Here is a 12,201-nt window from a genome sequence, read left to right as displayed (position 1 = left end):
GAGATCGGCAGGTCAGGCATGTTCGTTGACGCCGCCTCCTAGTGCCTCGCCCCTCACCCCGGCCAACTATCGGGCAATCCTCAATTCGCCTCGCGAAACATCTCGATAATGGCCGAAAAATCGCGATTACCATTGCCGAGCTTTTCAAAGAGCCCGTAGAGCTGCGCCGCCTCCGCCCCCAAAGGCGTGGATGCGCCGCTGGAGAGGGCGGCCTCCTGCGACAAGCGCAGATCCTTGAGCATCAAGGCTGCCGCAAAGCCGGGCTTGTAATCGTTGTTGGCGGGCGAGGTCGGTACGGGTCCGGGCACCGGGCAATAGGTGTTGATCGACCAGCATTGGCCTGACGAGGTGGAGGCGACATCGAAGAGGGCCTGATGCGAAAGGCCGAGCTTTTCGCCGAGCACGAAGGCCTCGCAGACGCCGATCATGGAAATGCCGAGGATCATGTTGTTGCAGATCTTCGCCGCCTGGCCGGCGCCGGCATCGCCGCAATGGACGATCTTTTTGCCCATCACCTCAAGCAGCGGCTTGGCGGCCGCAAAGCTCTCTGGGGAGCCGCCGGCCATGAAGGTGAGCGTGCCGGCGGCGGCACCGCCGGTCCCGCCGGACACCGGCGCGTCGAGCGAAAGGCAGCCAACTTCACCGGCCATCGCATGCGCCTTGCGGGCGCTGTCGACATCGATGGTGGAGCTGTCGATCAGCAGGGTCCCCTTCGGCAGGGACCGCAGCACATCAGTCCAGACGGTCAGGACATGCTGGCCCTTCGGCAGCATCGTCACGACCACTTCTGCATCGGCCAGGGCCTCGGTCAGCACGTTGGCGGCCTTCACGCCGGACGCTTCGGCTGCCTTCAGCACATCATGCGAAAGGTCGAAACCGGTGACGGCATGGCCGGCCTTGACGAGATTGGCGGCCATCGGGCCTCCCATATTGCCGAGGCCGATGAATGCGATCCGTGACATGACGTTTTCCTCCCATAATCCGTTAATTCGAGAAAAGCGGCGGTTGCGCCGGCACGAAGAAGCGGTCGATATCACCCGGCGTCACCTCGGCAAGAGTGGCCGGCGACCATTTCGGATTGCGATCCTTGTCGATGACGGCAGCGCGCACGCCTTCGTAGAAATCGTGATTATACAATATGCCCATGCATGCGCCGAGTTCACGATCGAGGCATTCGGCGAGGTCGGCACTTGCCCTCCCCGCCCGCAGCAGCCGCAGCGTCAATTTCAGGCTGGTCGGCGAGCGGCTGGCGATCACGCCGGCGGCCTCAGTGGCAAACTCTGACGGTTCGCTCGCCAATGCCTGCAGGATGCCTTCAACCGTATCGCTTGCAAAGGCGCGGTCGATCACATCGCGGTTTGCCGCAAGCCGGCTCCCGCCTGCTTCCACGGCCATTGTCTTGATCAGCGCATGCACGTCTGCGGCAGAGACCGAGAGGGGAAGTGAAGCGACTGCATCGACCAGAACCGGCAAGTCCGAGGACGGCAGGCAGTGATCAGCGAAGCGCGCATGGATTGCATCGGCGGCGCCGATAACAAGGCCGGCCAGCCCCATCCATGTTCCGGCTTCGCCCGGCGCGCGCGGCAACAGCCAGGTTGCGCCGACATCCGGGAAATAGCCGATGCCTGTCTCCGGCATGGCGAGGCGCGTGCGCTCGGTGACGACACGATGGCTGCCATGCGCCGAGAGGCCGACGCCGCCGCCCATGGTGATGCCATCCATCAGCACGACATAGGGCTTCGGATAGCGCGAGATGGCATGGTTGAGCCGGAATTCCTCGCGCCAGAAGGTTTCCGCGCCATCGGAACCCTCCTTGCCGCTTTGGTGCAGCAGGCGGATATCGCCGCCGGCACAAAAGCCGCGCTCCCCCTCACCCACGACGATGACGCTTGCGAGCGAGGGATCGGCGGCGAAATCTTCCAATGCCGAGGCGATGACCCGCACCATCGGCAACGTCAGGCTGTTCAGCGCCTTCGGGCGATTGAGCCGGATGATCCCAGCCGATCCGCGCCGCTCGATGATGACCTCGTCCGTGCTGTCCATGCAAATCTCCTGTCTCCGCTCCCGTCCATCAATAGGCCTTCATCGGTTGTCGGCAAGGATCATCTCGGCTGCCTTTTCGGCGATCATGATGGTTGGCGAATTGGTGTTGCCCGATGTGATCGACGGCATGATGGAGGCATCGGCAATGCGCAGCCTTGCCAATGCCCGCAGCCGCAAACGGGGATCCACAACACTTTGGGCGTCGCCGCCCATGCGGCAAGTGCCGACGGGATGGAAAATCGTCGTGCCGATATCAGCGGCGGCATGTTCCAGATCCGCATCCGTCTCATAGGCCGGCCCCGGCTTGAATTCCTCCGGCTTGAATTGGGCAAAGGAAGGCTGCTCCACGATCCGCCGCGTCAGGCGAATGGAGCGCACGGCAATTTCCCGGTCGCGCTGAGCCGAGAGATAATTCGGGCTGATGGCCGGCTGCATGGCGAAATCCGGGCTGCGCAAGTGCACGGAGCCGCGGCTTTCGGGGCGGAGATTGCAGACGCTGGCGGTGATCGCCGGAAAGGGATGGACGGGATCGCCGAACTTGTCGAGCGAGACCGGCTGCACGTGATATTGCAGATCCGGTGTTTCCTTGTCCGGTCCGGAGCGGGTGAAAATGCCGAGCTGGCTCGGCGCCATCGCCATCGGACCAGAGCGGCGGATCAGATACTCCAGACCGATCGCCGCTTTGCCGATCAACTTCGTCGCTTTCTCGTTCAGTGTGGGGACGCCGGTGACCTTGTAAGCGAGGCGAAGCTGCAGATGATCCTGCAGGTTTTCGCCGACGGAGCTGACCTCGCGCACGACGTCGATGCCGGCCTTGCTGAGCACATCGCCATGGCCGATGCCCGAAAGCTCCAAGATATGCGGCGAGCCTATCGAGCCGGCTGATAGTACGGTTTCCTTGTTCGCATAGGCGCGTTTAGCCACGCCGTCATGCTGGAATTCGACGCCGGTGACGGCATCGCCCTCGACGATCAGGCGCCGGACCTGCGCCTTGGTGTAAACAATCAGATTGCCGCGCTTCATGGCCGGCCGCAGGAAGGCTTTCGTCGTGTTCCAGCGAATGCCGGAGCGCTGGTTGACGTCGAAATAGCCCGAACCCTCATTGTTGCCGCGGTTGAAATCCGGCGTCTCGGGAATGCCGGCCTCCCTGGCAGCGGCCTGGAAGGCATCGAGTACGGCCCAGCGCACGCGCGCCTTCTCGACCCGCCATTCGCCGCCGGCGCCGTGCATCTCGTCCTTGCCGCGATAATGATCCTCGGACTTGATGAAATAGGGCAGCACATCGTCCCAGCCCCAGCCGGCGCAGCCGAGCTGCCGCCACATATCGTAGTCGCGCGCCTGGCCGCGCATGTAGATCATGCCGTTGATGGAGGAGCAGCCGCCGAGCACCTTGCCGCGCGGATAGTTCAGCGACCGACCGTTGAGGCCCGCTTCCGGCGCCGTGGTGAAACACCAGTCGGTACGGGGATTGTTGATGCAATAGAGATAGCCGACCGGGATGTGGATCCAGTGGTAATTGTCATTGCCGCCCGCTTCCAGTAGCAGCACGCGATTGTTGCGGTCGGCCGAGAGCCGGTTGGCCAGCACGCATCCGGCACTGCCGGCACCGATGATGATGTAGTCGAAGCGATCCATCTGCATGCCCCCTCACCCTCACCCTCTCCCCAAGGGGAGAGGGAACCATTTCGGCGTTTGCCTCGCCCACCAATCCGGTGATTTCTGGGAACAACTCCCCCTCTCCCCTCGGGGAGAGGGCTGGGGTGAGGGGGTGCACCACAAAAACGCATGAGCCTAATCTTCACCGCCGATATTCAAACCCCAGTTTCCGTCCCAGCCGCGAGGCATAAAACTCGCCGACGACGCCGCGGCGGAAGAGCAGGACGCAAACCATGAAGACGATGCCGGTGATGACGGTGACCGGGAATTCCGAGGTCGCGAGGTAGTTCTCGAGGGTCGCCACGAATCCCGCGCCGAAAAGCGGGCCGATCAGCGTACCGATGCCGCCGAGAAGCGTCATGAGGATGACCTCACCGGACATCTGCCAGGCGACGTCGGTGAGCGTCGCGAACTGGAAGACCAGCGCCTTGACAGCGCCGGCCAGCCCCGCCAGCGCCGCCGACATGACGAAGGCGCCAAGCTTGTAGCGGGCGACGGAATAGCCGAGCGAGATCGCCCGCTGCTCGTTCTCGCGGATCGATTTCAGGATCATGCCGAAGGGCGAATTGATGAAACGCCAGATGATCAGCACGCCGATCAGGAAGACGGCAAGGACGAAGTAATACATGTTGAAGGAGTTGTTGAGATCGAGGATGCCGAAGAGATAGCCGCGCGGCACCGACTGAATGCCATCCTCGCCATGGGTGAATCCCGCCTGCAGGCAGAAGAAATAGAACATGTAGGACAGCGCCAGCGTGATCATGGCGAAATAGATGCCCTGCCGCCGGATGGCGACGAAGCCCATCACCAGGCCGAGTAGCGCCGCACCGGCGACGCCGATCAGGATGCCGAGCTCGGGCGGGACGCCCCATTCCTTTACCGCATGGGCCGTGAAATAGGCCGCGCCGCCGAAGAAGGTGGCGTGACCGAAGGAGAGCAGGCCGGCATAGCCGAGCAGCAGATTGAAGGCACAGGCAAACAGCGCGAAGCAGAGCACCTTCATGACGAAGATCGGATAGATGAAGAACGGCGCCCAGATCAGCCCGACGAGGCCGACGACCAGAAGCAGCTTCTGCACGGAAAGCTTCGGCCGCTCCTTGGAACTCAAGGTGATCAATCCAGCCATATCACGCCTCCCGACCGAAGAGGCCGGCTGGCCTCAGAAGCAGCACGATCGCCATGATGACGAAGATGACGATGTTGGAGGCTTCCGGATAGAAGACCTTGGTCAGGCCCTCGGCAATGCCGAGCATATAACCTGTCACGATCGCGCCCATGATCGAGCCCATGCCGCCGACGACGACCACGGCGAAGACGATGATGATCATGTTCGATCCCATCAGCGGCGAGACCTGGTAGATCGGCGCGGCGAGCACGCCGGCAAAGGCGGCGAGCGCCACGCCGAAACCATAGGTCAGCGTCAAAAGTACCGGAACATTGACGCCGAAAACCTGCACGAGCACGGAATTCTCGGTCGCGGCGCGCAGATACGCGCCGAGCTTGGTCTTCTCGATCAGCAGCCAGGTGCCGATGCAGACGACCAGCGAGGCGATGACCACCCAGCCGCGATAGACGGGCAGGAACATGAAGCCGATATTGCGCGCGCCCGCCAGCTCCGTCGGCACGGCGTAGGGCTGACCCGAGGAGCCGTAGAGATAGCGGAAGGTCCCCTCGATGGTCAGCGCCATGCCGAAGGTGAAGAGCAATCCATAGAGCGGATCGATCCTGTAGAGCCGGCGCAGGCAGAGACGCTCGACCAGCGCGCCGAACAGGCCGACGATCAGCGGCGCCAGAACGAGAGCCGGCCAATAGCCGATGCCAGCATAGGCGAACAGCAGATAGGCCGTGAAGGCGCCGAGCATATAGAGCGCGCCATGGGCGAAATTGATGACCCTGAGCATGCCGAAGATGATCGCCAAGCCGAGGCTCAGCAGCGCATAGAAGGAGCCGTTGATGAGGCCGATCAGCAATTGACCAAGAAGGGCCTGGGCGGGGATGCCGAATATCGTCGTCATGGCTCAGACCCCCAGAACCTTGTGCAGCATATCCATGCGCTCGGACAATTCGCCGACCGGAAATTCAGAGACCATCTGGCCGTGATCCATCACATAGAAGCGATCGGCGATGCGGCTGGCGAAACGGAAATTCTGCTCGACGAGCAATATGGTCATGCCGCGGCCTTTCAGCTTCTGCAGGACTTCGCCGATGCGCTGGACGATGACGGGGGCAAGGCCCTCGGTGGGCTCGTCAAGCAGCAGCATGCGAACGCCGGTGCGCAGGATGCGTGCCATGGCGAGCATCTGCTGCTCACCGCCGGAAAGCCTGGTGCCGACGCTGTTGCGCCGCTCATGCAGGTTGGGAAACAGTTCGAATATCTCGTCGAGCGTCATGCCGCCGGCTGCCACGACCGGCGGCAGCATCAGGTTTTCATAGACGCTGAGGGTCGAGAAGATGCCGCGTTCCTCCGGCACGAAACCGATGCCCTGATGTGCCGTCTTGTGCAGCGGCACCTGCATCATGTCCTTGCCTGCGAATGTGATCCTACCCTTGCGGGCGCGGACGATGCCGACGATGGTGCGCAGCGTCGTCGTCTTGCCGACGCCGTTGCGGCCGAGGATGGTAATGGTTTCCCCCTCGCCCACGCGCATATCGACGCCATGCAAAATATGGCTTTCGCCATACCAGGCATTGAGGCCCTGAACGTCCAGAAGCGGCGCCATCGTCAAGCCTCCTCCGTGCCCATATAGGCTTCCCGGACGCGGGGGTCCCGGCTGACCGTGGCATAGTCGCCCTGGGCCAGAATCTCGCCGCGCTGCAAAACAGTGACATGGTGGCAGATATCGGCAACGACGGAGAGATTGTGCTCCACCATGAGCACGGCCCTGTCGCGCGCGACATCGCGGATGATGGCGGAGACGGTATTCACATCCTCCAGCCCCATGCCGGCCATCGGCTCGTCCAGCAGCAACACCTTCGGATCGAGCGCAAGCGTGGTTGCGATCTCCAGCACGCGCTTGCGGCCATAGGAAAGATCGGCGGCGATGGCATCGCGTTCCTTCGAGAGCCCCACCGACGCCAGAAGCTGTTCGGCGCGGGCGTTGAGGCTATCGAGCGCCGCAAGCGGCCGCCAGAACTGGTGCGCGAGATTGCTCGGCCGCTGCAGGGCGACGCGCACATTGTCCAGCACGGTCAGATGCGGGAAGACGGCCGAAATCTGGAAGGAGCGCACGAGGCCCATGCGCGCGACCTTGTCGGGTCTCGTGCGGGTAATGTCGGTGCCGAGCAGTGTGATCGTACCGTGCGTCGGCTGCAGGAATTTTGTGAGCAGATTGAAGACCGTCGTCTTGCCCGCGCCGTTCGGGCCGATCAGCGCGTGGACGCGGGCGTGATGCACATCGAGATCGACATTCTTGACGGCGGTGAAGCCGCCGAAATCGCGGCGCAGTCCCCGGGCGGATAGCACCACCCGGGGTTCTTCCTGCTGATCTGTCGCGGACATCGCCATAAGCTGGTCTGAGCCCTATTGCTTGACGAGGTCGCAGCCGCTCTTGGCGGGATCGATATAGGCCTCCTTGCCCGGGATCGTCGCCAGCACGTTGAAATAATCCCAAGGCTCCTTGCTCTCTTCGGGTTTCTTGACCTGAAGCAGATACATGTCGTGGATCATGCGGCCGTTGGCGCCGACCGTGCCGCCGCGACCGAAGAAATCGTCGACGGGCATTTCGTGCAGCTGCTTGGCGACGGCATCGGTATCATCCGTGCCGGCCTTCTGTACCGCCTTCAAATATTGCATGACGGCGGAATAGGTGCCGGCGTGGATCATGTTCGGCATCTTGCCGGTGCGGGCGAAGAAACGCTTGCCGAATTCGCGGCTCTTGTCGTCGAGGTTCCAGTAATAGCCTTCCGTCAGCGTCAGCCCCTGTGCCGCCTGGAGGCCGAGGCCATGCACTTCCGCCAGCGTGAAGAGCAGCGCCGCCAGATGCTGGCCGCCCTGGGTGATGCCGAATTCGGAGGCCTGCTTGATGGCGTTGGCGGTATCGAGGCCGGCATTGGCAAGACCGATGACCTTGGCGCCGGAGGATTGCGCCTGCAGCAGGAAGGACGAGAAATCGTTGGTCGACAGCGGATGGCGAACGGAGCCCAAGATCTTGCCGCCGCTCGCCTTGACGTAATCGCCCGTCTGCTGCTCCAGCGAATAGCCGAAGGCATAATCGGCCGTCAGGAAGAACCAGGTATCGCCACCCTGCTTGACGAGCGCGCCGCCGGTGCCGACCGCGAGGGCATGCGTGTCATAGGCCCAATGGAAGCCATAGGGCGAGCATTGCTTGCCGGTGAGATCCGTCGTCGCGGCACCCGTGACGATGTCGATCTTCTTCTTTTCCTTGCCGACCGCCTGCACGGCGAGCGCGACTGAAGAGGTCGTCAGCTCCATGATGGCGTCGACCTTGTCCTGGTCATACCATTGGCGGGCAATGTTGGAGGCGATATCGGGCTTGTTCTGGTGATCAGCGTCGACGATCTCGATCGGCACGCCGAGCACCTTGCCGCCGAAATCCTCGGCGGCCATCTTGGCGGCCGCTACTGACGATTTGCCGCCGAAATCCGCATAGACGCCGGACTGGTCGTTGAGGATGCCAATCTTGACGACACCATCGGACGGGCCGGCGGCGAAAGCCGCGGTGCTGGCCGCAAGCAAAAATGCAAAGGATGCAATAAGACTCTTTCGCATGTCCTCTCCTCCCAGAGATTTGGCAAAAACGAATCTGTTCAAAATTGGCCAGCCGCTTTCCTCAAAACGACTTTCCCCAACGGGCAGGATCACGGAATTCGCGCGTTGACGCAAGTCGCGATTGCAATTAATTCCAAACAGGGTCTGTTCATTTTTGAACAGAGGAGGATGCATGAAGCGCACGCCGCACTTTACCTGGGACGATTTGCAGTTCTTCCTCGCCGTTGCGCGGACAGGGCAGCTTTCCACCGCCGCCCGACAATTGCGCACCAGCCATGCCACGGTTTCGCGCCGCATCGACCGGCTGGAATTCGCCCTCAAGGTCAAGCTCTTCGAGCGCAATCCGCGCGGCTACATGCTGACCGGCATGGGACAGCGCTTCATCGACACGGCCGAACGCATGGAACAGGAAACGGAACGCCTTCGCGCCGATCTTTCCGCGGGACCCGCGGCACAACGCGGTGTTGTGCGCATCAGCGCGCCGGAGGGCTTTTCAAATTTCTTCTTCACCGGCGTGCTGCCCGAATTCGCCGCCAGGCATCCAAACATTTCGCTCGAGCTGATCACCATCCAGCAGATCATGTCGCTCTCGCGCAAGGAAGCCGATATCGTCGTGGTGCTCGACCCACCGAAGGCCGGACCCTACTTCACCGAGAAACTGACGGACTATCATCTGCAGGTTTACGGATCGCGCGATTATCTCGCCCGCCATCCGCCGATCGAAAGCCGCGACGACCTGCCTGACTTCGCCTTCATCGGCTACATCGAGGATATGATCTTCGCGCCGGGACTGGATTATCTCGACGATGTCCATCCGCGCATCAGGCCGCAATTCCAGAGTTCGAGCATCTTTGCGCAGCTAACGGCGACGAAGAACGGCCAGGGGCTGTGCGTGCTGCCGTTTTTCATCGCCGGCAAGCACCCCGATCTGCAGGTCGTCCTGCCGCACGAGGTGGATCTCCGGCGCCACTACTGGATCACATGCCATCGCGATCTGCGCCAGTCGCCGCGCGTGCGCACCGTCATCGATTTTCTGGCGGAAGCCGTGCGCAAGAACGCGCCCGCCTTTCTGGGACCCTGGAGAGGCGTGGAGAGCTGAGGCTACAGGATGCTCGGGGCGGCGTAGATCTTCTGGAGCCCGGCCGCGTCGAAGCCCGAGCGTTCGGCAAGGCGAAGCTCCCAATCCAGCGACGAGCGCACGATCGTTTCCAGGCAATTATATCGCGGCGTCCACCCCAGTTCGCGATGGGCAATCGCCGTATCCGCGACAATGCTGGCCATATCGCCGGGCCGGCGCGGCGCGATATGGATGCGGAAGGCACGGCCATGAACACGCATCACCATGTTGAGCACATCCAGCACCGAGTAGCCCTGACCATAGCCGCAATTGGCGACCAGTGAGCGACCGCCGCCGCGCAGATGCCGCAGCGCCGTCAGATGCGCTTCGACCAGATCGCTAACGTGAATATAGTCGCGAACGCCGGTACCGTCATGCGTCGCATAGTCGGTGCCGTAAATCTCCACCTGGGCGCGACGGCCGAGTGCCGCCTCGCAGGCGACCTTGATAAGGTGGGTGGCACCGTTGGTCGATTGCCCCGCCCTCCCCTCGGCATCAGCGCCGGCCACATTGAAATAACGCAGCGCCACATAGCGGAAATCATAGGCCGCGGCGGCATCGCGCAGCATCAGTTCGGACATCAGCTTGGATTGGCCGTAAGGAGATTCCGGCCGCAACGGCGCGTCTTCACCGACCGGTTTATCCGCCGGCTGCTGGCCGTAGACCGCGGCGGTGGACGAAAAGACGAAATGGCGGATGCCGGCCTTGACGGCGGCGCTCATGAGGATGCGGGTCTTGCCGGTGTTGTTCTCATAATAGGCAAGAGGATCCTCGATCGACACGGGAACAACGGCCGAACCGGCAAAATGAATGATGGCCTCTATATGGTTTTCGGCGAAAATCGTCTGCAGGAGCGCTTCATCGGCGATATCGCCGAGATAGAAGCGCGCCGCCGGTGGAACGGCCCAGCGGAAACCGGTCGACAGGCGATCGAGGACGACCACGTCCTCGCCCGCATCAAGTAATCTCCAGACCATGTGGCTGCCGATATAACCGGCCCCGCCCGTCACCAAGACAGTCATTCTTCGCGTCCCCGCCAAGTCTTATCGGCCCCATATGAGGCCGCTTCCCCTGCGAAATTGATTAAAAACGGGAGGGCTGGCGGGAAAGATTGCGGGAATGGTTAGGGTGGGCTTTCGCGGATCGATTGCATTTTATGGATTGGCGGCACTGCTTGATACGGAGAGTGTTCACCCCCCTCTGTCACTGTCGTGACATCTCCCCCACAAGGGGGGAGATCGTTGGGAGTTTGCCGTACGTCCGGCACAGGCAATAAGCTTTGGTTTCAGCAGATACGATTTTGGTTTGATGCGAGAGGCCGCCACGCGTTTCCAATCTCCCCCCTTGTGGGGGAGATGTCGCGAAAGCGACAGAGGGGGGTATCAGGACCAGCCAAGTCGAAAGCTGCCAGCTGCAGCACACAGGCCACTCCTACAACCCCAAAATATACCGGCTCAACCTCTCCCCAGCATCCGCCACCTGCACCGGATCGCGCAGGAAGCAGGCGCGCATGAAGAGTTCGCCGCCCTTTCCGAAGGCCGTACCAGGCGCCAGGCCGACGCCGGTCTTGTCGACGATGTCGATGGCGGTCTTGCGGCTGTCGGTGACGCCGTCGATCTTCAGGAAGGAATAGAGCGCGCCATCCGGCTTCAGCGTCTGCACGCGATTGGTGGCGATCAGCGCGTCGCAGAGGATATCGCGCGAGCGGGTCGCCTTGGCGATGTTGGAGCGGACGAAATCGTCGCCCTCGTTCAGCGCCGCGACCGCGCCCTTCTGCATGAATTGAGCGACGCCGGAGGTCGAATATTGCACGAGGTTTTCGATGACCTGCCCGAGTTCGGCGGGCGCGACGATCCAGCCGACGCGCCAGCCGGTCATCGACCAGTTCTTCGAGAAGGAATTGACGAAGAGGATCTTGTCGTCGGCTTCCTTGATGTCCAGGAAACTCGGCGCGCGGCCGCCGGCATAATAGTAAAGCGCATAGATTTCGTCGGCCATGATCCAGAGATCATGCTTGCGCGCCAAAGCGAGAATATCCCTGAGATCCTGGTGGGTCGCCGTCCAGCCTGTCGGATTGGACGGCGTATTGATGAACAGGCCCTTGGTCTTCGGCGTGATTGCCGCCTCCAGGCGCCCGAGATCGAGCGACCATTTGCCGTGCTCGAACTGCAGCGGCACGGCGACCGAGCGGGCGCCGGCAATTTCCAGCGCTGCGGCGATATTCGGCCAGGCCGGAGAGAGATAGATCATTTCGTCGCCGGGAGAGGTGATCGCCTGCACGGAAAGCTGGATCGCCTGCATGCCGGAGCCGACGACATAGAAATGCTCCATCGGCAGCGAGGTGCCGAAATGCCGGCCATAATAATCGGCGAGTGCCTGGCGCAGCTCCGGAATGCCGCGCTGCCAGGTGTAGAAGGTTTCGCCGGCATTGAGCGAGGCCATGGCGGCCCTGTTTATGAAATCCGGCGTCGGCAGATCGCCCTCGCCGACCCAAAGCGGCAGCAGGCCTTCGCGGCCACGGGCATAATTGACCACTTCGACGATCCCGCTTTCGGGTGCTGCGAGCGCGCGCGGGCTGAGGCTATCTAGTATCGACATGCAAAGTCTCCGTTTTCTGCCTTCATAAAGCAGAGCGGCGGACAAATCCCATGACTTT

11 protein-coding genes are annotated in these 12,201 nt (G+C 62.0%); 1 reads left to right on the top strand and 10 read right to left on the bottom strand.

The genetic code is table 11. The features are described 5' to 3' along the window. Window positions 1-80 precede the first annotated feature (80 nt). The 8 genes from mmsB to CCGE531_RS03555 all read right to left on the bottom strand — a co-directional run bounded on the left by mmsB (window position 81) and on the right by CCGE531_RS03555 (window position 8,428). Window positions 81-962, bottom strand: a complete 882-nt coding sequence (mmsB, locus tag CCGE531_RS03590) for a 3-hydroxyisobutyrate dehydrogenase (RefSeq protein ID WP_120662955.1) — start codon at window positions 960-962, stop codon at window positions 81-83. A 22-nt stretch (window positions 963-984) separates the two neighbouring features. Continuing rightward, a complete protein-coding gene (locus CCGE531_RS03585; protein WP_120662954.1) occupies window positions 985-2,043 on the bottom strand; it encodes an enoyl-CoA hydratase/isomerase family protein in 1,059 nt (352 codons plus the stop codon). Window positions 2,044-2,082: 39 nt separating this feature from the next. After that, window positions 2,083-3,678, bottom strand: a complete 1,596-nt coding sequence (locus CCGE531_RS03580) for a GMC family oxidoreductase N-terminal domain-containing protein (protein WP_120666445.1) — start codon at window positions 3,676-3,678, stop codon at window positions 2,083-2,085. Between the two features lie 163 nt (window positions 3,679-3,841). Continuing rightward, on the bottom strand, window positions 3,842-4,825 hold the full coding sequence (locus tag CCGE531_RS03575) for a branched-chain amino acid ABC transporter permease (protein WP_120662953.1): 984 nt from the start codon (window positions 4,823-4,825) through the stop codon (window positions 3,842-3,844). A 1-nt stretch (window position 4,826) separates the two neighbouring features. Then, window positions 4,827-5,714, bottom strand: a complete 888-nt coding sequence (locus CCGE531_RS03570; RefSeq protein ID WP_120662952.1) for a branched-chain amino acid ABC transporter permease — start codon at window positions 5,712-5,714, stop codon at window positions 4,827-4,829. A 3-nt stretch (window positions 5,715-5,717) separates the two neighbouring features. Then, window positions 5,718-6,419, bottom strand: coding sequence for an ABC transporter ATP-binding protein (locus CCGE531_RS03565; protein WP_120662951.1), 702 nt, complete (start codon window positions 6,417-6,419; stop codon window positions 5,718-5,720). A 2-nt stretch (window positions 6,420-6,421) separates the two neighbouring features. Further along, the gene (locus CCGE531_RS03560; RefSeq protein WP_120662950.1) at window positions 6,422-7,204 is read right to left on the bottom strand and encodes an ABC transporter ATP-binding protein; all 783 of its coding nucleotides are present in this window, start codon (window positions 7,202-7,204) and stop codon (window positions 6,422-6,424) included. Window positions 7,205-7,219: 15 nt separating this feature from the next. Then, the gene (locus tag CCGE531_RS03555) at window positions 7,220-8,428 is read right to left on the bottom strand and encodes an ABC transporter substrate-binding protein (RefSeq protein ID WP_120662949.1); all 1,209 of its coding nucleotides are present in this window, start codon (window positions 8,426-8,428) and stop codon (window positions 7,220-7,222) included. 172 nt (window positions 8,429-8,600) lie between these two features. Between CCGE531_RS03555 and CCGE531_RS03550 the strand changes: the two genes are divergently transcribed. Next, window positions 8,601-9,527, top strand: coding sequence for a LysR family transcriptional regulator (locus tag CCGE531_RS03550; RefSeq protein ID WP_120662948.1), 927 nt, complete (start codon window positions 8,601-8,603; stop codon window positions 9,525-9,527). A 2-nt stretch (window positions 9,528-9,529) separates the two neighbouring features. Here CCGE531_RS03550 and galE read toward each other — a convergent pair whose 3' ends face one another. Together galE and CCGE531_RS03540 are read right to left on the bottom strand one after the other, a co-directional pair. Beyond that, window positions 9,530-10,567: a UDP-glucose 4-epimerase GalE gene (gene galE, locus CCGE531_RS03545; protein ID WP_120662947.1), complete on the bottom strand. Its 1,038-nt coding sequence runs from the start codon at window positions 10,565-10,567 to the stop codon at window positions 9,530-9,532. Between the two features lie 409 nt (window positions 10,568-10,976). Then, window positions 10,977-12,143: a pyridoxal phosphate-dependent aminotransferase gene (locus CCGE531_RS03540; RefSeq protein WP_120662946.1), complete on the bottom strand. Its 1,167-nt coding sequence runs from the start codon at window positions 12,141-12,143 to the stop codon at window positions 10,977-10,979. Window positions 12,144-12,201: the final 58 nt, after the last annotated feature.

It is taken from the genome of Rhizobium sp. CCGE531 (assembly GCF_003627795.1).
Lineage (GTDB): Bacteria > Pseudomonadota > Alphaproteobacteria > Rhizobiales > Rhizobiaceae > Rhizobium.
This window is presented reverse-complemented; position numbering and strand designations above follow the sequence as displayed.